We start from the raw sequence: 21641 nt of genomic DNA, 5'->3' as shown, positions 1-21641 counted from the left end.
TTGATTCTTTATGGATCAATTGGTTGCAGTCATGGCTGCGCCGGATCCGGTGCGGCAAGGACGGGCTGATCCCTCATTTCGAGGGTATGGCCTGCCTGGCGATAGTGCTTGTAGCGCTCGCGGGCTTGCTGCTTTTGTGTTTCGTCAGTGGGGACAAAATCTACCACTTGAGCGAAGTGTCCTGCAAACAAAGGTGTCGCAGTGGCCAGATTGATGAGGCGGGCGTAGCGTCGTTTCGGTGGTTGATAGCCGATCTCCACCGGAGCCATGCCGCTTTCGCCTTGCAGCTGGTGCGGCACAAAGCGCTCCGGCGGCAGCTGCCACAACAGCTCGTCCAGACGCAGGGCCTGGGCCTCGTCGTTGCAGAACAGGTAGATATGGCCCGCGCCCCACGACTCGGCCGCGATAGTGCAGGCCAGTCGCTCGACCGCAGCGGCCTGCGCGTCATCCTGTTCGCTCATCAGGTAAAAGGTCACTTGGCTCATCAGGTTGATCCCGTTTTGCGGTGACGGACTGTTGACCGCCTCATGAGGCTGACGGGGCGTTTCCTGTCCGCAGCTCACTGATTCAAGAATGAAACAAGGAAGAGGCGGGCCTCTTCCTTGTGGTTCAGGGTAACGCCAACCCTTCCGATGCAGCCATCGGCAGGGGCCGGAGAGTTACTCTTTCTCTTCGATATCCACGCCAGCCCGGTTCAGCAGGAACTGGGTCAGCAGGGGCACCGGACGGCCGGTGGAGCCTTTATCCTTGCCACTTTTCCAGGCGGTCCCGGCGATATCCAGGTGGGCCCAGTTGTACTTCTTGGTGAAGCGTGACAGGAAGGCGGCCGCGGTGATGGTGCCGGCCGGACGACCGCCGATGTTGGCCATGTCGGCGAACGGGCTGTCGATCTGCTCCTGATACTCATCAAACAGTGGCAGACGCCAGGCGCGATCACCCGCCTGCTCGGAGGCGTTGAGCAGCTCGTGGGCCAGCGGGTTGTGGTTGGCCAGCAGACCCGAGGTGTGGTGACCCAGCGCGATGACGCAGGCACCGGTCAGGGTCGCCACGTCGATCACGGTTTCCGGATCGAAGCGGTCCACATAGGTCAGTGCATCACACAGCACCAGACGACCTTCCGCATCGGTGTTGAGCACTTCGATGGTCTGGCCTGACATGGAGGTGAGGATGTCACCCGGACGATAGGCGTTGCCACCCGGCATGTTCTCGCAGCCAGCCAGCACGCCGATGACGTTGATCGGCAGTTGCAGCTGGGCCAGCGCATGCATGGTACCGAGCACGGAGGCGGCGCCACCCATGTCGTACTTCATCTCGTCCATGCCGTCGGCCGGCTTGATGGAGATGCCGCCGGAGTCGAAGGTCAGACCCTTGCCGACCAGCACGATGGGCTTGGCATCCGGATGACCCTTGTATTCGATGATGGCCATCATGGCTTCGTTATCGGAGCCGCGAGCCACCGCCAGATAGGAGTTCATGCCGAGCTCGGCCATCTCCTGCTCGCCCACCACCTTGGTGGTGATGTTGTCGTAGGCATCTGCCAGACGACGGGCCTGGGAGGCCAGATAGGCCGGGTTGCAGACGTTGGGCGGCATGTTCGCCACGTCGCGGCAGACCCGCACACCCTTGGCCACGGCCAGACCGTGAGCGATGGCTTTTTCACCAATGGTCAGTTCCCGACGCGTCGGCACGTTGAATACCAGCTTGCGCAGCGGGCGACGTGGCTCGGCCTTGTTGGTCTTGAACTGATCGAAGCTGTAGAGGCCCGCCTTGGTGGTTTCTACCGCCTGGCGCACCTTCCAATAGGTATCCCGACCCTTGACGTGCAGCTCAGTGAGGAAGCAGACCGCTTCCATGGAGCCGGTTTCGTTCAGGGTGGTGATGGTCTTGTTGATGATCTGCTTGTACTGGCGTTCGTCGAGTTCCCGCTCCTTGCCGCATCCGACCAGCAGTACGCGCTCGCTGAGCACGCCCGGTACTTGATGCAGCAGCAGCATCTGGCCTGGTTTCCCTTCCAGGTCGCCACGGCGCAGCAGCGAACTGATATAGCCATCGCTGATCTTGTCCAGTTGTTCGGCAACCGGAGAGAGGCGACGAGGCTCAAATACGCCGACTACGACGCAGGCGCTCCGTTGCTTCTCTGGACTGCCACTCTTTACACTGAACTCCATGGAATCTCCTACATCCTAAAGACAAAAGGCACCTTTTATTGAATAATGCGGTGCTTGTTGGGGTATCAGAGGCGGAGCGAACAGCCACAGGCTCCGCAGTTCAAACTGGTAAAAATCCAATATACGGCCCTATTTTTCAGGCATTCGACTAAAAACACAAGTTTACTTGGGAATGACTGTGATCGTTTTCCGATATTTGTTCAGGGAAACCCTGAAAACCCAGCTGGCAGTGTTATTCGTATTGCTGCTTATCTTTGTCAGTCAACAATTTATCAAGATCATCGGTGATGCCGCCGATGGCGAGGTGCCGACACGTCTGGTCTCCACCCTGCTGCTGCTCAACTTGCCCAATATGGCGTTGTTGATGCTGCCTATTAGTCTCTTTTTAGCCATTTTGTTTGCCCATGGTCGCCTCTACGCCGAAAGCGAGATGACGGTGATGCATGCGGTCGGCTTCAGCCACCGTTTCGTGATGCGCAGCGCCATGTTGCTGGCCTTGCTGACGGCGGTGGTCGCGGCGTTCAACACCGGCTGGATCGCCCCGCAGGCGAAGGAGCGCGAGTATCAGGTGATCGACGAGTTCAAGTCGGATCCGGGTATCTCCTTCCTGCAGGCGGGCCGCTTTATGGAGCTCGACAAGGGGCGTCTGGTTGCCTATATCCAGGATTTGAACGACAACGGCTCAAAACTGCAAAAGATCTTCGTGCTGCAGCGGGCGGAGGGAAACAATCCTCCCTCGGTGGTGGTGGCGAGCGAAGGGGTGGTGACGGTCGACGAGAACGGCCTGCAGTGGCTGACCCTGATGGATGGCTCCCGCTACGAGGGGAACTTCTCCGGCAAGCAGTTCCAGATCTCCGATTTTCGCGAATATGGTCTGGTGATCCGCCAGCAAGAGATGGAGCGTTCCAACCGCAAGGCGGCGGCCAAGCCGACCATGGAACTGTTCGGTACCCAGGACAACGCCATGATGGCGGAATTGCAGTGGCGTATCTCGCTGCCCCTCTCCATTCCGGTGCTCACCCTGCTGGTGGTGCCGCTGGCGCGGGTCAATCCCCGTCAGGGGCGCTACGCCAAGCTGTTGCCGGCCATCATGCTCTATCTCTCCTACTTCCTGCTGCTCAGCGCCGCCCGTTCGGCCATCGACAGCGGTCGGCTACCCTACTGGCCGGGGATGTTCCTGGTGCCGCTCGGTTACCTGCTGTTTATCGGCCTGCCCCTCAATCTGCAGGGCACCAGCTGGTGGAACGGGGTGAAAGGGCGCTATTTCAACAGAAAATCAGCATGATGCTGCAACATAGGAACTTCTGCTGATGTTTGGCATTCTCGATAGATATATCGGTCGGGTCATTTTCATGTCGATCCTGCTGTGTGAAATCACGCTGGTTGGTCTGGCTGGGCTCATCAAGTATGTGGAGCAGCTCAAGTCGGTCGGTGATGGCAACTACGACATGATCAACGCCCTCTACTATGTGCTGCTCTCCATGCCCAAGGAGGCGGTGCTTTTCTTCCCGCTGGCCGCGCTGCTGGGTGGCCTGATTGGTCTGGGTCAGCTGGCGACCAGCTCCGAGCTGGTGGTGATGCAGGCAGCGGGTCGCTCCAAGATCAGTATTGTAATGGCGGCGCTCAAGACGGCGATCCCGCTGATGATCATGGTGGGGTTGATGGGGGAGTATGTGGCCCCCATCGCCAAGCGGATGGCAGATGACATCAAAGCGGGCGCGCTGTCCGAAGGTCGTCTGACGGTTTCCGCCTACGGGGTGTGGGCTCGCGATGGCAACAACTTCGTCAATATCAACGGGGTGCGTAACGATGGCGCCCTCACCGGCATCACCCTCTATCGCTTCACCCCCGAGCGCAAGCTGATCGACGTGGTGCAGGCGCAGGAGGGTGTGTTCGAGCGTCACCACTGGCTGCTCAAGCAGACTCAGGTTACCCGCTTCGACGACCCGGCGCAGATCCGCAGCGAACAGCATGACAAGATGGAGTGGAGCTCGGAGCTGACGCCCAAACAGCTGGGGGTGGTGAGTATCGACCCCGAGAACCTCTCGGTCTCCGGTCTGCTCGACTACATCGGCTATCTCGATGCCAACAAACAGGATGCCGGTCGCTACAAGCTGGAGATGTGGCGCAAACTGCTGTCACCGCTCTCGGTGGTGGCGATGATCCTGCTGGCCTCCTCCTTCATCTTCGGCCCGCTACGCTCGGTGAGCATGGGGGCACGGATGCTGATGGGGATCATGACCGGCTTTGCCGTCTATGTGAGTGATCGGGTGTTTGGCCCCATCAGTCTGGTCTATGCGGTACCGCCTATTCTGGCGGCTATTGCGCCCAGCCTGCTGTTTGGCGGCATCTCCTTCTACATCCTCAGCCGCAAGCAGTAATCCGCACGCTTTTGTGAAGAAATGCAAAGAGGGCACCTGTTGGTGCCCTCTTTCGTTTCTGCATAGACCCGATATTACTTGTTCAGCAATTCTAGATTTTCCTGCTTGCTCAGCACGATCACTTCGCACTCGGCCCAGATATCCTGAAACGCCCGCGGACGCTGGCGGTTGAACAGGCACATCAGGTTGCCCAGGCCAAAGGCGGCGGTAGCGAGACGGATCAACGCCTGGGTAACGCGGATGTGGCTGCCATCCTCGTTCTGAATGCGCAGCCGCCAGGCGCGCATGCCGACGGTCTGGCCAGCGCGGGTCCAGAACCAGGTGTAGAAACCACAGATGACGAAGGCGAGCCACAGGGTGTAGATCAGGCTCAGGTGGTGGCGGGTCAGCAACCAGACGGTATCTTCACCCGCCGGTACGCTGGCCATGCCGGTAACCAGCAGCAGCTTGGCGACACCCATGCCGATAAAGCCGGCGATGATCAGCAGCGAAGTCACCACCAGCGCATCATAAATCAGAGCGCCGAGGCGACGCAGCAGACCTGCTGACGGGTATGGCTGAGTGGCGGGAGAGGGGGATTTTTGTTGGACTTTTTTAGGCTTGGCCATCGTTTTTATTCCATTAAGATGATGGCGGCATTCTATGTAACTGGCCCCGCATCGGCAAGGCGTTGAATAAATGAACAAACGGGAGTGTTCAATCGAAAAACACCTTGCATGGCATCGCGCCATTCGTATAATCCCTCGCAGTTGCCCGGGTGGCGAAATCGGTAGACGCAGCGGATTCAAAATCCGCCGGTGAATAACCGTGTCGGTTCGAGTCCGACCCCGGGCACCATTCTTTTCCCTGTTTGGTCAACAGGTTACAGCGCTCAAGAGCGCTCCTGCTCAAAGTTTCTGCGGTTGATAACTCTCATTCATGTGCAAATATGTGCAAGAGGCTTCAACCAATGGCAAGCATCCAAGTTCTCACTCGAAAAACCGGCAAGTCCTATCGCGTTCAGTTCATGCGTAACGGCAACCGTGTATCCAAAGTTTTTACCCGCAAAAAAGACGCAGAGCAGTTCCTGGCTCAGATTACTGTATCTGACGAGCTGGCGGATGCCTTAACCAACGTCACCCTCACCAGTACCACTATTCAACAAGCTATCCATGAGTACCTTGAACAGCACAAGGGACGGGACAAATCTGTACCACAGCGTCTGGGCTGGTGGGCTGAACATCTCGGCGACAAGACGTTGAACAAGGTAAATCGCCAGCGGATCAAAAACGCCATCTCGATTTTGGAGGCAGAGGGGAAAGCTCCTGCGACCCTGAACCGCTACAAAGCAGCGTTGTCAGCAGTCTTTGCCTACATGTGTGATCGCTATGACCTCAAAGTGAACCCTTGCCTGGAAGTGAAACAGAAGAGGGAAGACAATGCTCGCACACGCTTTTTGTCGACAGATGAACTTGCTCGATTGATGAAGGCCACAAAGTCGAGCAAATGGGAGCGACTTCATATGCTGGTTCATATGGCGTTGACCACGGGTGCACGGAGGGGCGAGTTGATTGGTCTCAAATGGTCAGACATTAATTTCAACACGCGCACAGCTCACTTGGCGGTGACCAAGAATGGTAGTCAGAGGGTTCTATCTCTGACCGCTGACTTGCTTACTGAGCTCTCCAAGTTTCGCGAGATTGGTGCCAGCTTTGTGTTCCCTCATCCCTCTGGCCTCAATCGACCGTTTACCGAGTTTGATTACCATTGGCAGGCCGCGAAAAAAGCCGCGTTGCTCTCTGATTTCCATTTTCATGACCTTCGGCACAGCTGTGCCAGCTTGTTGGCGATGAACGGTGCAAGCATTCTGGAAATCGCAGAGGTGTTAGGTCATAAGTCGATCACCATGACCCAACGATATTCCCATTTGTGCAATGCCCACAAAGCCAAACTCACTGATCGGGTATTTGGCAACATCATATCCAAATAGGGTTAGCGGGCGGTATCTAATGGGTCTTTAGAATTGGTAATAAAGCATCCATAAACCAAGAGTGAATTAAATGAGTTGGACGGTTGAGCGTTTTTTAAACGAATGGGATGTGTTGCTTTCGCCTATGCCTTGGTTGATCGAGGGCTTAGAAAACTCAGCGAAGAAGTCAATTGCCTCCTCTGCAGTGGCGGCGTTTGAACTTAGAAAAGAAGTCGTTAGGTGTAGAGCTTGGAGGTCTAAAACCGCTGTCCAGATAGATGAAGAGTTCATGAAGACGGTAATTGTACCATTAATAAGAATGCACCCTAGAGCTGGTGGTGATGGTGAGTTATTGCCATGGAGTAGTGATCATCAAGACCGACGAGGTCCTAAGGTGCTTACCCCTCAAGGAGAGCTTGAAGTGGTCTTATCATACTTGGAGAGGTCGCTGTCTCGGTTATCTAGGGAAGTAGAGATGTGGGAGGTAACCGATATGGATGAACCTATTACCCAAGTAAAACGTTCTCTAGTGGCTCATAAGATTGTCATGCTAGAAGCAATGCAAGAGGTAAGGGCGAGAGAGGCAGATAGGCTTACCTTTGTAATTGATGTGCACAAAGCAATGAAGCACCTTACATCAGTTGGAATCCCTTGTTCAAAGGTTGGGGTTGATGTTTTTTGGAGTCGTTTGCTAGCCGCTATCTGGGGCGTTGAACCAAGTTGTATGTACTCTGTCACCAGGAAGGTGAAAAAGTTAGGGAGCAAAAATAGGGGCTAATTATTGCACCTTACGACACACCTCAAGTTTGATTAAATGCTCCCCGACCAAACCGCAGAACACCAAGAGCAACTGGAAAGGGAGCATCTGCTATATGCAAGACCTCAACCTCATCGCAATCAGCCAAGATCTCAACAACTGGCTGCCTGTAACCGAAATCCCCAAGCACTACCCCCAATTTAATTATCCCACACTGAAGGCCATGTTTTGGAAGCGAGCCGAGAAGCCCGGCTTAGAACGTTGCTGCCGAATTGTCGGCAAGCGGATGTTTGTGAATACCAAACTCTTCGGCTTGTGGATGGCTGGTGGACTGCCTGAACAACACCCGACGGATGATTAAACCGCAGGGAATCCATCTGTTACCGGATATAGGCAAACATGGTGTGCAAACCCATGGGGAAAACATGAAAAAAAGCCCTTACCTGCGACAGTAAGGGCATTTCGAATTACTCGCTGGCTCTGACAGTTTGCAGACCAAGGAGCCAGTGAGTGCGAGGTAATTTTAGCATGAAAGTTCACTTATTAATCCATAAAGGCCATCAAGGCTTGCTGGCCGAGATCCGTGTTTCGTCTTCTGATTCGGAGGGCAAGCGATGATCTATTTTGCATGGGCCGCTGATAGCCAGGCTGAAACCTTCTATGGACCACCCAATCCCAGAACCGGCAAACGCTCCCGTGTCGGAGTATTGAGTGCCTTTTGCAGCCGAAAAGCGAGATCCGCATTTATAGCGCAAAGCCAAGGGGCTGCTGCTGTTGTAACTCGCCCCTATGCTCGCCAAATGAAGGCGGGCTTAGATGACCGGGCATTCAATGAGCTGGTAGCCGCTCTGGTTGGGGGCGAGGAATGAGCACTGTAAGGTTTGTTTCTGATGTAGCAGCCGCTGCTGTAGGGCTCTGGCCCGATTTGCTGGCGGGCCTTGGTCTCCATATTCCTCGTCATGGCAAGCATGGCCCCTGTCCTGCCTGTGGCGGCAAAGATCGCTTTCGACTCGATGACAAGGAAGGGCGAGGGACTTTCATCTGTAGCCAGTGCGGTGCTGGGGATGGTTTGGATCTGGTATGCCGGGTGATGAGTAAGAGCCCCATGGAGGCAGCAGAGTTGATAGCGCCTATGGTGGGGTTGGCTGCCGGTGGGCTAGATCCTGTCGAACGGGGGCGCATCCACCAGCAACAACAGGTCAAGGTCAAAGAGGAAACCCGAAAGCGGGAAGATGGCCACAGGAAAGCTGCTGCACGCGCCTGCCGCATCATGAATGCTCATTCGCGTGGCTGTGGTAGCGCCTACCTATCAAGGAAAGGTTTTGCGGAACACCAGAGCGCGATCAGCGGTACCAAAGAAACGATAAACGGTGAGGTGTTCCCTGTCGGTAGCGTGATTGTTCCCTTGCTCGATGGAGCAGGGAATCTGGTGAACGTGGAGCTAATTCGCAACGAAGATGGTTTGAAACACACCTTGGGTGGTGGCCGCAAGGCTGGTGTATATCATCGCATTGATGGTGGGGGGCTGGTGGCAGTGGTGGAAGGCTACGCCACCGGTCTATCAGTCCAGCAGGCGACAGGGGCAACAGTCTATTGCGCGATGAGTGCCAACAATCTGATGAACGTGGCTGAGATTGCTAGAAGTCAGAACCCAGACGCCGAAATCATCATCTGTGGTGATCACGATTTGGATAACGCAACAGGCCAGCGTAACGACTCCACTAAGCACCAGACTGAGCAAGCAGCACTGGCTGTGGGAGGGCGTGCAATATTTCCACCAGAGGCCGGGGATTGGAACGATTACCACCAAGCTCATGGGCTGAGCAAGACACAAGAGGCCATCATGAGCGCTAGCACCAGACTGGCGGTCAGCCAAAGTCAAAACGCCAGCCAGAAGGGAGAGGCATCCAGGAAGATCGAGGAACGGGAGCATGAGCCACCAGCCACCATGATCGACAAAATGAGTGCTAGTCAGCGGGCTGCACTACTGGTTGAACGATTGGGGCAAGTTGCTATCAGCCTTGAGGCCGAGCGTGTCTATCGCTATGACGGTGGCCTATGGACACCATGGACAGATACAGAACTGCGCCGCGAAATGGCTGCCATCTTTACCGAGCATGGAGTTCCGTTCAGTGACAAAAGTATTGCCACCACAGTTTCCACTATGAAGCTGATGATCCCAACCATGGGCCAGCCAACCAAAGAGCTGATCGGCTTTGCTAATGGGGTTTATGACATGGCAACTCGCCAGTTTCGGCCACATTCGCCCAGCAATGGGCTGCTCACTCACAACGGCATCAACTATGCTCCGCCACTCGTTGATGAATGTCTCGAGCGGGATGCCCCCAACTTCACTAGGTGGTTATCTCACGCAGTCGATAACAACGCCGCCAAGATGGCTCGCATCAATGCCGCCTTATATATGGTGCTGGCAAACCGTTATGACTGGCAGCTATTCCTTGAGGTTACCGGTGAGGGGGGCAGCGGCAAGAGCATCTTTGCCAATGTGGCAATCCTGTTAGCTGGTGGAAAACGGAACACTGGCTCCGGCAACATGGCCTCACTGGACCACGCTAAAAGTCGCTACCAGTTTGTCGATAAACGGCTGATTGTGCTGCCTGACCAGCCCAAATACATCGGTGATGGCAGTGGCATCAAGGCCATTACCGGGGGCGATTTGGTCGAGATCGATGGGAAGTATGAGAAACAATTTGCCACTGTCATTCAGGCTGTTGTGCTGGCCACCAATAACGAGCCTATGGTCATTACTGAACGCAATGGGGGAATATCCCGACGTAGGGTGATCTTTACCTTTGACCGGGTTGTGGCCGAAGCGGATAAAGACCCGTTGCTTGGAGACAAGATTGCCGCCGAGTTGCCGGTGGTGATCCGCTATCTGTTAGCCCAGTTCACCGAACCTGAGCATGCCCGTCACTTATTGCTGGAACAGCGTAACTCCGATGATGCCTTGATCATCAAACGAGCCACCGACCCCGTGATCGACCTTTGCGGGATGGTGCTCTTTCTGGATGAACCCAAGGGATTGATGATGGGGGGTAATCCGGAGATCAAGCGGGAACCCCGACGCTATCTCTATCATGCCTACCTTGCCTTCATGGAGTACCACGGTCTGGGGCGCCCGCTATCAGTTCAAGGTTTTAGCCGTGCGCTCAAGGCAGCAGCCAAAGAGTATGGCCGCCAATACTGCAGTCGGGTGATCAAGGGCAAATCGCAAACCAACATTATGTTGACCGAGGTAGCGGAGATGTTCTTACCCCAAGCGGTCTACGCCGATCAGTAATGACGGCATAGTGATGACAGAATGATGAGCTTGGCCGCTGTACCTGATGATACCTAGGACTTTCATCTACAAACCCTACCATCCCTACCTAGCACAGCTGAAAGCCTTGCCAGGCAAGGGATATAAAGAGGTAGGGTGGGTATTCTCTAACCCTACCCAAACCCTACTGGTCATCTTTATCCCTACCGTCATGGCTGATTTGGCTTGGTTGCAAATCTAGGCTGCTCTGATTAACCAAACGGTGCCGGGGTAGGGTATGGGTAGGGTCTGAATGTTGAACCCTGCACGCCTCAAGCCAGTCTTGGTAAGGCCTGCAACGGGGGTAGGCTGGGTAGGCACCAAAAGCGGTAAAACATTTCAGGGGATTAGCGGGCCAAGCCAATGATGATCCACCAAGCCCAACGTGAAGCAGAAGCGAATGATCGACGAAATTCTGAAGAGGTATGCCAAAGAGATAGCGAAAGAGGAAAAGCAGCGGCTAAAGGAGCAAAAACGAGCAGAACGCCAACGCAAGCAGCTAGAACGATTGTGCAAGCCAGCACCGGGAGTCGAAGACATTTTTCGGTATCGTAATGCCTGGGCTCGGAATGTCGGGCAGTCTAACCGTCGATTGATGGAACGAGCAGAACGAGACCATGCCATAGCCAAGCTGGCGCCGATCAATCACTTGGCTGCTCTTGTCGTTGCAATGGAGTGGCATCCGCACCATGCCTATATTCTGGTCGTCGCAACAGACCCCGGCGTGACCTGTGAGGAGCTGACTGATTTCTACAACCTGAGTCATTCAAATCACAGGATGGTGTTTCGTCGCTTGAACACAGTGTTGAAGCAGTTGGGTTGGCGTTTTGCCTCATACCCTAGGGGCGCACCAAATGAACCATGGGGTTGGGAGTTGGAGAAAATCCCGGGGTGATCACCCCCTAAGTGATCACTTTTTGTGTTACAGGCGATCATTATTGCCCTGTGTGGGTATCGGGTTGGCATAACCCAATAAGAATGCGGGCTACAGCCCTGCTTACATTCCCAAATGTGGTAAAACGATCGCTTTTGACTGTACGGCTCTAGTGCAAAAACAGGATCGCTTACTCTCGGCAATATCGTAGTAACTCACAGTAAAATAAGGGTTTTTATTAAAAGCGATCGTTTTGCATAACGATCCTTTTTCTCTACTATCGGCGATCCCTTTTCTGGCTAGCCAGGATCGTTTTTTGTAGTCACCAGTCTCCTGATTCACCGCAAGCCCTGTCCTGGCAAGAGATTGCAGGTAGGGGCGATCGCACACGCCTCTTCGAGGGTCCCCCCAAAAATGCAAAATCCTTTGTCCCGTTACGAGTGATCATTTGCAGAGTGCCCTTGAACCTTGTCGTATCGAAAGGTGGTAGTGGATGGCCTCCGGGTTGTTATCGGGCCGCGTTTAGGTAAATCGAGCTAACTGAGGAGGAGGTGGTGATCTGATCGCCACAATCGCCTTCGAATCACAAGTGGTCTGTGAAGTGGTTGCAAAAGGGTGCCATTAAAGTCACATTTGCCTTGCCCTACTCTCACTTTGAGAGGGGGCGAGTTAGTCTCCATTGCTGAGTGATATGGCAACAATATCAAGTAGCCAGAGTTGTGCGAGCCACCTTCTTGTCGATTCCACTTTATGTCTGATGAAATCAAAAAAACAGCGATCACTGCCGCAGGCTATCTCTACCAAACTAGGCAGGGACTGAAACTCCTGTGTGACTGGCTCGACGCACCAACACGCTATACCCGTGTGAAGTTTGAGTGCGATGACGATGCCATTGCGCCAACCGGGCTGGACGATATCGTCGCTGAACGCCCCGACGACCTAGTCGACCTTGAGCAGGTCAAGTACACGCCGAACCCAAACGTGCATGCATTGGACTGGACGTGGATGCTGGAAAAGGCCGGTAAGACCTCGCGGTCCAGATCGATGTTGCGCAAGTGGTTTGACGCATTCGTCGCACTGGAACCGGCGCGTATTGGCGCGCTCTCGCTCAAGACCAATCGTCGGCCAGATGCTGAGATTGAGGCGTGCTTAGTTGGCGGGAAAATCTCCTTCGCCAAGATTCCGGAGCCGCGGCGCACAGAAGTGCTCTCCGAGCTTGGCGATGAGAGGATGTGCGAAGCGTTCTTCAGTCAGTTACAGATCGTTCACAGTGATAAGGGCTTCGAATCTCTCGAGCACGAGATCGATGCGAGACTGCGCCAACACGGCACACCTGAGGGAATTACGAACCTAAAGAACGTCGCCTTGAACTGGTCGATTCGAAAAAATGCCCCACCGCCAGAAGGATGGATTTATCTGGATCAGGTCCGTACCATCCTGCGGGCAACACCACCGGCGCCCTTACCGGAAGATTTTGTTGTGCCGCTCGGATATGAGGTGCCTGACGAGACATTCCATCTCGAGTTTGCACAAGCCACTGTTGCCGGTGTTGGGCAAGCAATTGTGCTCACGGGCCCACCTGGCCGTGGGAAGAGCACATACTTAAGCGCGCTGTGCGAAGAGCTTTCTGAGTCGAAAATTCCCACGCTACGCCACCACTACTTCCTCTCGACGACTGAGCGGGGAAGAGATCGTGTACACAGCTATGTGGTTGAGCAATCGCTCAAGACGCAGGTCGAACGTCTACATCCGGAAGCTTATGCGCCCGGCAGTGATCTGCGAGGGCTCCTTGAAGCATGCGCAGCCTACTACAAGAAGCAGGGTAAACCGCTTGTACTAGTTCTGGACGGCCTAGACCACGTCTGGCGAATCAACAACGCAGACAAGCGTCCGCTGGACGATGTGTTTTCCCAGATTATTCCGTGCCCGGAGAACATGGTTCTATTAGTGGGCACACAGCCGGTCGATGACGCTCAACTACCTAGGGATCTCTTGGCTGTAGCGCCGAAGGCTAGTTGGCGAACGTTACCGGCGATGTCTGAAAACGCAGTCCTGTCGTACCTGTGTAAGGCGGTTGATGAAGGCAGGCTCTCAACCCGGTTTGACGATCAGGAGCAGTCGGAACGACAGCTACAGGAAACTGCGAGCGCGCTTCGCAAGAAGACCAATGGCCACCCGCTGCACGTCATCTATGCCACCGCCGAGCTTGAGCACGCAGGCCGCCCCCTTGATAGTTGGAATATCGAGCGGCTACAGGGTGACATGACCAAAGAGGCAAAGTTCTACTACTCGTCGCTGTGGGAGGCGCTGCCGCCAAGTCTCAAGGACACACTGCGATTGGTATGTGCGTTTCCTTTCTTTTGGCCTAAAACTGCTTTTGGGGAGATCTCTGCGAAGTTGCGCACTGCGCAGCCCGAGGTCGTCAAAGTGGAACATCTGCTGCACTCGTCAACCGCTGGCCTGAAGGTTTTCCATGAAAGTCTGGCGGTCTTTGTTCGTTCGACCATAGGCTACGACGAACGCATCAAGGAATTGATGCCAGCAGTAGCGAGCTGGTTGGAAACTGAAGCGCCACCTTCTCTTAGTGTTAACTGGCTATGGACAGTCCAGGCAAGGCTGGGTAATCCCAAAAATCTCATTAGTGGGCTAACCCGCGACTGGATCATGCTCCGTTTAGAGGAGGGCTATCCAGAATCGCTTTTTGACACGCTGCTATCCGAAGCACTGGTCGCTGCTCTGGAGACCCATGCGTTTGCGGACGCATATCGAATTGCACACTTGCAGATGCGAATGGTTGGCGGCAGCGAATTTCAGATGCAGAGCGACGACATAGCCCGGCTGGTGTCATTTACCCTGACGCTGACGGCCAATGAGGGGGTCATCCAAGAGGCCATGGCTTCACGGCACGAGACGGATATCTTGGATGTGGCTGCGCTCGGTTTAGCCTTGCGGGCACGTGGCCAGACGGTACTGGCCGAGACCTGTGGTGACGAGACCCTGCGTCGTTTTAGAGGCCTTAGTCGCTTCTCCAACCGGTATTCATCCAACTCGGGGGCTGATGAGTTCCAGTTTTTGGTCGATGCGTTCACGCGCCTTGGGGCTATCGGGGCGACCCCAGAGGCGTTTGTCCAACTAGTTAGAGAAAACAGCACCATCGTATGGATGCCAAGAGCACGAATGCTGGTTGAGGACGGTTACCTTGATGACTTGATGGAGGCCGCGATTTCTTTGCAACCTGATTTGGACACGAGTGTGCTAAGTGACTTCTGCGTTCGTGCGGCAGCAACGGCCGGAGTAAGCATTGTCGACCACGATGACTTCAGCAAACTGAGACGAACCCCCTTTGTCGCAGCGGTGGAGGCTGCTTGTAAGCGAACTTCGAAGCCTCTAAATGAGCCTATTCCGCTCGTGTGGCTCAGGGGTAACTTCTACGAACGTAAAGACGATCTAACTACGCTCGTACACCATTGGTTCTTTAGTGGTGTCCACGTCAGTCTGTGCGCGAGAGCCGATGGGCAAAATGCCTTCGAGTTCGTGAGGGCCCCACACTATGAGGACAGGAACAACATCAGTCACTTTCTTGATGCTCTTTCAGTGATTGCAGACCAAATTGCAGGGCGTTGGTGGCAAGGAGAGTTCGTGGACTTTCATGAGATATTCGAACTGCTCAAGCCGGTTATGTTCAGGCATTTCAGGCAGGGTTACAACGCAAGCTCAGCAGCAGAAGACTTCAGAGCCGGGTTGCATCGTGTTGCCTGCGACATTCGACTCGGCAGTTGCCTACTCTTCAACCGTGACGATGTGGCGATTACCGAGGCGACCTTAGCTGCTGCAGCCACATCCGAGTGGTTTGACAGTGCATCCTTCCGCGCAGAGTACGCGGCAGGATTGCTGACTAGGATGAGTGATGAAGCGGCAGCTGCTTTCGTTCATTCTCAACGCGTCCTGCTGGATGCAGATATCCGTGAGGAGACAAGTGTTCATCTGCAGACGCCTCTGCAGTTGTGTGGCATCGCTTTGACCCATGGATTAAACGTTGACGCACGGGAGCTCTGCAAACAGGTCTGGGAGCTGACGACTGGTTATGGGCACCGTAAGGACCCAACGTTAAGTAACACGCTCGATGCAATTGAGTACCTAGTGGATGCCTCACCAGATGACGCTAGACGGCTACTCAGTTTACTCTCGCCCCAAATTCACCACGTTTTGGACTACACAGACGGGAAGGGCACAAGACACCTACTTGCAGCAGCGGACTGCCTGCTGGCAAAGCTGTGCCCAGCAGCCTTGGTTGAAAAGTATGAGGAACATACGCACGCAGGCGATTGGTCGCACGCGGAGAACAGTTTGCGGGCATATGTACAACAGGGTGTAAAGGAAGGCTGGCCGCTTGATGCGCTCATGCGCACGGGGGTACACCCCGAGATTCAGGACGAGTTGATGCGGCTCGAACGCGATGGCCTGGATGGTGCCGCGGAGCGGTTAAGTGTTCTTAGGGAACATGTCGGCTGGAATGTTGGCGTGTTGCAACATACTGATTCACCAAGCAATAACATTGACAGCAAACCTTATTCCAGTGACGTCACTACATTTGCGCCTGAACAACTGGAGGAACTATTGGCGAGCTTGTCAGACAGTTACAACGAGAAGAATAAGCTGCTCCGAGTTTGGTATGAGCATTGGGAGCAGGCTGGGCATGGCAAGCGTCTACTCGCGGTGCTGGACAGTTTGCTTATGTCAGATGAGGGACGGAGAAAGGGCATTCTCGAATTGTATGACCTTGCCTTTGAGACGAGACGCAAGTTGAGCGGCCTAAAAGTTGCGTGGAAGTATTTGGTCCAGGCGCATATCCAAAATGGTGCGTGGATGAGCTATATGGAGGAGGAAACAAAGACCTGCAAACGGCTGGATATGGTCGTGAAACATTTCCTGAGCCGGTGTGACGAATTTGTCGCTGCAACCACTTACGGTGTGTTTGGTGAGCCAGAGCCGCCGCGTTTAGCACCGAAGGATCTGATGGTCTATTTCTATGTGCGACAAAATCGCTTGGCAGATGCCGTGAGGTTTGCCGAAGTGATGGTCAATTGCGTGCGTGAAGACACCCGAACCCTTCCGCTCGAGCGCCCGCGTTGGGCAGGAAAGCTTGATGTGTCGAGGACGATGGGCAAATGATGGACGACCTTAGCATCCTCATCGCCAGGCTCGGCTGGCCGTCAACCGCTACAAGGTGGTGGACCATGCAAGAGCTTGCAGCTCGGCTGGGTGAGCAGGTATCTAAAGCAGCAACGGAGGCTTCGCTACTTGAGTTTCTGCGCTCACGTAAGCTTGAGGCCGAGGTGGTGGAGGCGCTTTGCGTCTTCTGGATAGCGGCGCAGATGCATCGTTACGAGGCAAACCCGAAATTGGCGCAAAGCATTCCTAAGCCGTCCATCCTATCAGCGTTGTTGCTGGAAAGTCTTGGACTATGGACTGATGTCCCTATCACCGGTCTGGAAGAAGTGCCCGAGGGCTTCGTTATTCCACAGGATTTCAACGGTGTGCAAGGGGCGGACCTTCCTCGGATCTTCCGCACCTCTATGGAGAACATTGAGCGCACCACGGGGCTTCCATTTGTTCGCCAGATGGCTTTCGAGTGGTCTGTTAACAGGAGCGCCTACCCAGATGCTCCTTTTCAGGGTGACCCTTGGTATTTTTCACGGCCTCTGGGCGACGGGTTCATCGGCCACATCTCGTCTCGGGCTGCCATGCGTATGATTTCCGCCTACCTCCGCACGCTGGCGGTTGCCAAAGCATTTTGGAGTATGCCTCCAGGTCGGGCGGAAAGAATGGCTCTGTTGGCCTTGCCTGTTCACCCGACGCTTGCGTTGCTCAGACCAGAGCGTCCATCGTGGTTTCCTGGTCCAACTGACTTTGACGGTGACCACGAGGCAATGGGTTCTGCTGTCCGCAGCCTAGTTGAACGGGCACAAGCCGAAAGTCCTGATGACGAGCTGATAGCATTCACGTCGCCCATCGTAATTTCAATGGAGCGTTGTATAGAAGTCTCTGTTATTCGCTGGAACCAGGTGGGAGGTGGTTGCATTCTGGATGAGAATTTGGCTGAGCATCTGAAAGACTATTGGAGTAGCGGGAAAATGCTTCACAGTTATGCTCTGGAGCCGCTAAGTGCGATGACAGTCTTGATTCCGCCCGCCTGTTACGCTGTTGCGGACAAGAAGAGCAGGGCTTGGCCTCTGGCCATGGCACTCGGTATAGACCGTTTAGGCTACCTGCAACATGACCTGTACCCGGGGCGACTCTTCTTGCCCACGATGCCTGACTATGACCAGCTCGAGGTCGTACCTCATAACGGATACTTGGAAGTCAAATCAGATGATGAGGTCGTCGCTGACCTTTATTACTGGAATGCGGGTTGGGGTCCTGTTCGCCCGATGCAGTTTGATGGAAATTGCGGTACGGCTCTGGTTTCTAGAGGTACAGCCTATCGAGAATTACTTGATGTAGCAGACCAAGATATACGGCAGTTCTACTTCTGGCGTGTACGCACACTTCGCCGAGAGGGCTCCTTTGGCCATTTCGACGAGACGCTGAGCTTGGGAGTAGTGTTCATGTGATTTCGGTGGGTAAAAATGTGCAAAGTGTGAAAACCCGCCTCACTCACAGCAAACTAGAGATAACTCAAAGCCTCTTGATTCAAGGTATTACGACTCGTACTATCCTTGTGAAACCGCAGTTTCTGGATTCAAAATCCGCCGGTGAATAACCGTGTCGGTTCGAGTCCGACCCCGACCATCAAATTCATGACAAAAGGCCATCAGCAATGATGGCCTTTTGTTTTTTGGCGTTCCTGCGTGTTGGAGCGTTGCTGTTGAGCTGGCAGTACTTCCCGTTACCTCTTGATATCCCTTCTCTTTTCCCGCTCTCCGTTATTTCCTTTTCTTGATGTGGCCGCCGGCATCACCGCCAGCGGCCTGTTTCTATTGCGGTTTTCTTTCCAAACCTTGCTGCATCAGATCATGGTTGCTGCGTTACCCCAGCAGGGCAAACAGCAGGGTGCCGAGGCTGCCAGCGAGTGTCAGCGCGATGATGGCTCTGGGTGTGCCGTGCAGCTTGGTCCACATAAACAGGCTGGTGAGGGCCAGCAGCAGCAGAGCCAGGGCGGCGATATCGCCAAACAGCTGCCAGCCGAGGCCGGTACCCATGCCGCGGTGCAGCCGGTTTAGGCTGGCGGCAAAGTTGGCTTGCTGCAGGTCGGTATGTACCAGCAGGGTACCCTCAACATAGCTGGCGGCCACGCTCTGACTGAGGGTGACGCCGCGCATCTCCCACTTGGCGGGCAGGGTGAGCGGGCCGTTCGGGGTGGGCAGGGTCTGGGCCGGGGTGATCATGGTTCGTCCGTCGGCAAAGGTATCGGGATAGCGCTGTTGCAGCAGGCTTTTCAGCTGCTCCGGGCTGGCGAACGGCGCCTCCAGCACTATCTTTTCACTCGATTTGTCGGTGTGGGGGCCGGGGATGGGCAACACGGCACGGTGTTGCAGCCAGAGGCCGGTGATGCCGTACATCAGCATCAGGGCGAGGGTAAAAAAACCGGCCCAGGCATGGAGGCGGCGTACCCATTTGTTGTTGTGAAGGGGAACTCTTCTGCGTTTCATCTTGGTTGCTTCATAAAAAAACTGGCCAGCAAGGGCTGGCCAGTCGGGGTGGTTGTCACTGGATCAAAAACGGTAGGACGTAGTCAAATTAACCTGCCGTGGGGAGCCGGGCATGATCTGAGAGGCGCCGGTAGCACTTACGTAGTAGTGAGTGTCAAACAGGTTCTCCATACCGAACTGCGCTTCCCAATGTTGCCAGCGATAACCTGCTCTGGCATCAACGCGAGCATAGCCGGGGAGCACCGTGGTATTGGCATTGTCAGCAAAGCGATCACCCACAGCGGTAACACCGCTCTCGCCGAACCAGCCGAGCTTTCCTTGCTGATAACCGGCAAACAGTTCGCCATTTAGGCGTGATACGCTGCTTGGGCGATTACCCTTATTGATGGAGTCTTCCACCATTTCTGCATCTTGCAGAGCTATGCCGCCGCGGAGATAAACCTCGTCGTTCAGCTGAGCTCGTGTACTGAGTTCGATACCGTCGGTACGTTGCAGGCCAGTCAGGAGAACTGTTTTGTTGTCGTTGGGGTCTGTACGACGCTTGTTGTACATCTCGAGGCGGTAGAACGACAGAGTAGTGGCCAGATGACCATCCAGCCAGTCGCTCTTAACGCCAGTTTCATATTGACGAGTGAACTCGGGATCGAGGTTGTTGTTTTTGTTTCCAACATCATTTAGACCGATCAGGGCGCCGCCGTTAGGCATAAAACTCTTGCTGTAGGAGGCATAGAGGGCGTGCTCCTCTACTGGGCTCCATACCAAGCCGGCACGTGGGCTCAATGCACTGTTGGTAATGGTCTCTTCAGAACTCTTGATGTTATCACGGCTATTGACCTCGAAGTGGTCATAACGCAGACCCAGTAATAGTTGCCAGTCGCCTAGAGTCAGCTGGTCCTGCACATAGGTGCCAGTGCTACGCACTTTACTGCGCTTGTCCGAGGAGGGGGACATCTTGCCGTCATAGGTCGGTAGGGCCTCAGGGTTGTAAAGGTTGAAAGATTTAAGTTCAGGGCTTCTCCATAGTTTGGGATAACGCTCCTGCCACCCCTGATCGGTGCCGACCAATAGGGTGTGGGCAATGGGGCCACTCTGCAGGTGTCCTTCGACCTCAAGACTGGAGGCGAGATTGCGGGTTTGTAAATCTTGCTGCCAGCGAGTTCGAGTTATTTGCTCACCTTCCATTTTGGTTATGTAGGTATTGTCGAACTGGCTCGAGAGATCGATCAGGCTCAGTTGCTGGCGCACCTGCCAGTCGTCGTTTACATCCCAAGTGAAGCGAGAGCGTGCCGACTGTGCCAGATCATTGATGTAGTCACGCCGTAAATCGCTATAGACGGCGTCACGTGGCACATCTGCTGGACGACCGTTAAGGCCGGGGATACCGCGGTCCGGCGTGCGGTGCGATTCATTGCGTTCGTATTGCAGCAGCCAGCTCAATCGATCAGTGATATCCCAGTTCATGGCTGGTGCCACCATAGTACGTCTGCCGTGCACGCCATTACGGAAGCTGTCGTTGTCTTCCTGAGCGACGTTGAGTCGTAGTTGCACCGCCTCGCTCGGCTCGGCGCTCAGGTCTGCGGCCATGCGTTGGTAATCGTAACTGCCCACGCGTACTGTGACGCTGGACTCCTGCCCTTTCTGCGGTTTTTTGCTGATGCGGTTGATGATGCCGCCGCTGCTACCACGTCCGTAGAGTACTGCTGCCGGGCCCTTTAGCACTTCTACCCGTTCGATATTGCCGAGATCCCGGGTGTACTGCATGTCGTCGCGGAATCCGTCGAGATAGAAATCCGTGCCTGCGCTAAAGCCGCGGATTGTGACGCCGTCGAAGCGGGTATCACCGCTTGCATCAACACCTGGAATGCCGACCAGAGCTTCGCTCAATGTGGGTTGGCCAAAGGCGGTCAGCTCGCTGACCTTGACGCTGTCGATGGTCTGGGGAACCAGCTTGGCTGGCGTATTGGTACGGGTTGCGGTGGCAACTTCCTGATGCTGGGATCGTTTGCCAACCACTGTCATGGTTTCATCGGCGGCCTGGGCAGTGAAGCCGGTGCCCAGCAGTGCCAGCGAGACCAGCGTTCTGCGAAAGTGAGGGTGCTGCATATTCAATATTGACTCTTTGGATGTCGACCTGACGGCTCGAACATATTGATTTAATTATAAATTAGCCTGACCCGCTTAAGCGGGATGCCAATGATATTGATTTTCATTTGTCTGGCAAGGTGAAAATGGAGGGGGCTTTGGGTGCGTGTTGTGCGGTCGGGGGAGCTCGGCTGAAAAGCAGAGCCATTGCAGCAAACCGCGCGAATGAAGCAAGGGAAAAAGGGCGTAGCGGAAGAGAAAGGGACAAAACGTGAATAGGCATCCGGCCCGATAGGACGGGCCGGATATCGGACTCAGCGAGTACGCAGCAGTCGGCGGGTGAGGGGCTGGGCCGCCAGCAGGCGATAGGCCAGCAGAGATGATCCCAGCAGCAGCGGCACCTTGGTGATCTCCCACAGGATGGATGCGTCCTGCGGACCAAACACGAAGAGCCAGACCA

At 54.8% G+C, this 21641-nt stretch carries 14 protein-coding genes and 1 tRNA gene; 10 read left to right on the top strand and 5 right to left on the bottom strand.

Annotated features, from left to right (window positions below; translation table 11 throughout):
- Positions 1-29 precede the first annotated feature (29 nt).
- A complete protein-coding gene (locus ACTG2S_RS00075) occupies positions 30-485 on the bottom strand; it encodes a DNA polymerase III subunit chi (protein ID WP_274161590.1) in 456 nt (151 codons plus the stop codon).
- A 174-nt stretch (positions 486-659) separates the two neighbouring features.
- Positions 660-2168 carry a leucyl aminopeptidase gene (gene pepA, locus ACTG2S_RS00070; protein WP_005336423.1) on the bottom strand — a complete coding sequence of 503 codons (1509 nt, stop codon included), beginning with the start codon at positions 2166-2168 and terminating at the stop codon, positions 660-662.
- Between the two features lie 172 nt (positions 2169-2340).
- On the opposite strand from pepA, the gene lptF reads away from it, so the two are divergent.
- Positions 2341-3453: an LPS export ABC transporter permease LptF gene (gene lptF / locus ACTG2S_RS00065; protein WP_075115806.1), complete on the top strand. Its 1113-nt coding sequence runs from the start codon at positions 2341-2343 to the stop codon at positions 3451-3453.
- A gap of 25 nt (positions 3454-3478) precedes the next feature.
- Positions 3479-4549: an LPS export ABC transporter permease LptG gene (gene lptG / locus ACTG2S_RS00060; protein ID WP_005355217.1), complete on the top strand. Its 1071-nt coding sequence runs from the start codon at positions 3479-3481 to the stop codon at positions 4547-4549.
- Positions 4550-4623: 74 nt separating this feature from the next.
- Here lptG and ACTG2S_RS00055 read toward each other — a convergent pair whose 3' ends face one another.
- On the bottom strand, positions 4624-5157 hold the full coding sequence (locus tag ACTG2S_RS00055; protein WP_005336420.1) for an RDD family protein: 534 nt from the start codon (positions 5155-5157) through the stop codon (positions 4624-4626).
- A 143-nt stretch (positions 5158-5300) separates the two neighbouring features.
- On the opposite strand from ACTG2S_RS00055, the gene ACTG2S_RS00050 reads away from it, so the two are divergent.
- The 8 genes from ACTG2S_RS00050 to ACTG2S_RS00015 all read left to right on the top strand — a co-directional run bounded on the left by ACTG2S_RS00050 (position 5301) and on the right by ACTG2S_RS00015 (position 18061).
- Positions 5301-5386 (top strand) — tRNA-Leu (locus tag ACTG2S_RS00050).
- A gap of 112 nt (positions 5387-5498) precedes the next feature.
- Positions 5499-6518, top strand: a complete 1020-nt coding sequence (locus ACTG2S_RS00045) for a tyrosine-type recombinase/integrase (protein WP_274161589.1) — start codon at positions 5499-5501, stop codon at positions 6516-6518.
- A 70-nt stretch (positions 6519-6588) separates the two neighbouring features.
- Entirely contained in the window at positions 6589-7275 is a 687-nt protein-coding gene (locus tag ACTG2S_RS00040; protein WP_274161588.1) for a hypothetical protein, read from the top strand.
- Positions 7276-7369: 94 nt separating this feature from the next.
- Entirely contained in the window at positions 7370-7615 is a 246-nt protein-coding gene (locus ACTG2S_RS00035; RefSeq protein ID WP_047438419.1) for a hypothetical protein, read from the top strand.
- A gap of 504 nt (positions 7616-8119) precedes the next feature.
- Complete coding sequence (locus ACTG2S_RS00030; protein ID WP_274160658.1) at positions 8120-10555, top strand: primase-helicase zinc-binding domain-containing protein; 2436 nt, start codon at positions 8120-8122, stop codon at positions 10553-10555.
- Between the two features lie 418 nt (positions 10556-10973).
- Entirely contained in the window at positions 10974-11468 is a 495-nt protein-coding gene (locus ACTG2S_RS00025) for a hypothetical protein (RefSeq protein ID WP_223930607.1), read from the top strand.
- A gap of 729 nt (positions 11469-12197) precedes the next feature.
- Entirely contained in the window at positions 12198-16619 is a 4422-nt protein-coding gene (locus tag ACTG2S_RS00020; RefSeq protein ID WP_274160657.1) for an ATP-binding protein, read from the top strand.
- A gap of 65 nt (positions 16620-16684) precedes the next feature.
- The gene (locus tag ACTG2S_RS00015) at positions 16685-18061 is read left to right on the top strand and encodes a hypothetical protein (RefSeq protein WP_274160656.1); all 1377 of its coding nucleotides are present in this window, start codon (positions 16685-16687) and stop codon (positions 18059-18061) included.
- Positions 18062-18475: 414 nt separating this feature from the next.
- Here ACTG2S_RS00015 and ACTG2S_RS00010 read toward each other — a convergent pair whose 3' ends face one another.
- Together ACTG2S_RS00010 and ACTG2S_RS00005 are read right to left on the bottom strand one after the other, a co-directional pair.
- Positions 18476-19099 (bottom strand): PepSY-associated TM helix domain-containing protein, encoded by a 624-nt coding sequence (locus ACTG2S_RS00010; protein WP_201947160.1) that lies wholly within the window; start codon positions 19097-19099, stop codon positions 18476-18478.
- A gap of 63 nt (positions 19100-19162) precedes the next feature.
- Positions 19163-21202 (bottom strand): TonB-dependent receptor, encoded by a 2040-nt coding sequence (locus ACTG2S_RS00005; protein ID WP_274160661.1) that lies wholly within the window; start codon positions 21200-21202, stop codon positions 19163-19165.
- Between the last annotated feature and the right edge of the window lie 439 nt (positions 21203-21641).

This window comes from Aeromonas sp. 82P (assembly GCF_051919365.1).
Classification (GTDB): Bacteria; Pseudomonadota; Gammaproteobacteria; order Enterobacterales; family Aeromonadaceae; genus Aeromonas; species Aeromonas veronii.
The sequence above is the reverse complement of the archived record's forward strand: the minus strand, read 5'-3'. Positions and strand labels throughout refer to the sequence as shown.

Coding starts and splice junctions, on each gene's coding strand:
- ACTG2S_RS00015 (WP_274160656.1), top strand. CDS start 16,685: ATGCAAGAGCTTGCAGCTCGGCTGGGTGAGCAGGTATCTAAAGCAGCA.
- pepA (WP_005336423.1), bottom strand. CDS start 2,168: ATGGAGTTCAGTGTAAAGAGTGGCAGTCCAGAGAAGCAACGGAGCGCC.
- ACTG2S_RS00075 (WP_274161590.1), bottom strand. CDS start 485: ATGAGCCAAGTGACCTTTTACCTGATGAGCGAACAGGATGACGCGCAG.
- lptG (WP_005355217.1), top strand. CDS start 3,479: ATGTTTGGCATTCTCGATAGATATATCGGTCGGGTCATTTTCATGTCG.
- ACTG2S_RS00035 (WP_047438419.1), top strand. CDS start 7,370: ATGCAAGACCTCAACCTCATCGCAATCAGCCAAGATCTCAACAACTGG.
- ACTG2S_RS00040 (WP_274161588.1), top strand. CDS start 6,589: ATGAGTTGGACGGTTGAGCGTTTTTTAAACGAATGGGATGTGTTGCTT.
- ACTG2S_RS00030 (WP_274160658.1), top strand. CDS start 8,120: ATGAGCACTGTAAGGTTTGTTTCTGATGTAGCAGCCGCTGCTGTAGGG.
- lptF (WP_075115806.1), top strand. CDS start 2,341: ATGACTGTGATCGTTTTCCGATATTTGTTCAGGGAAACCCTGAAAACC.
- ACTG2S_RS00020 (WP_274160657.1), top strand. CDS start 12,198: ATGTCTGATGAAATCAAAAAAACAGCGATCACTGCCGCAGGCTATCTC.
- ACTG2S_RS00025 (WP_223930607.1), top strand. CDS start 10,974: ATGATCGACGAAATTCTGAAGAGGTATGCCAAAGAGATAGCGAAAGAG.
- ACTG2S_RS00010 (WP_201947160.1), bottom strand. CDS start 19,099: ATGAAACGCAGAAGAGTTCCCCTTCACAACAACAAATGGGTACGCCGC.
- ACTG2S_RS00055 (WP_005336420.1), bottom strand. CDS start 5,157: ATGGCCAAGCCTAAAAAAGTCCAACAAAAATCCCCCTCTCCCGCCACT.
- ACTG2S_RS00005 (WP_274160661.1), bottom strand. CDS start 21,202: ATGCAGCACCCTCACTTTCGCAGAACGCTGGTCTCGCTGGCACTGCTG.
- ACTG2S_RS00045 (WP_274161589.1), top strand. CDS start 5,499: ATGGCAAGCATCCAAGTTCTCACTCGAAAAACCGGCAAGTCCTATCGC.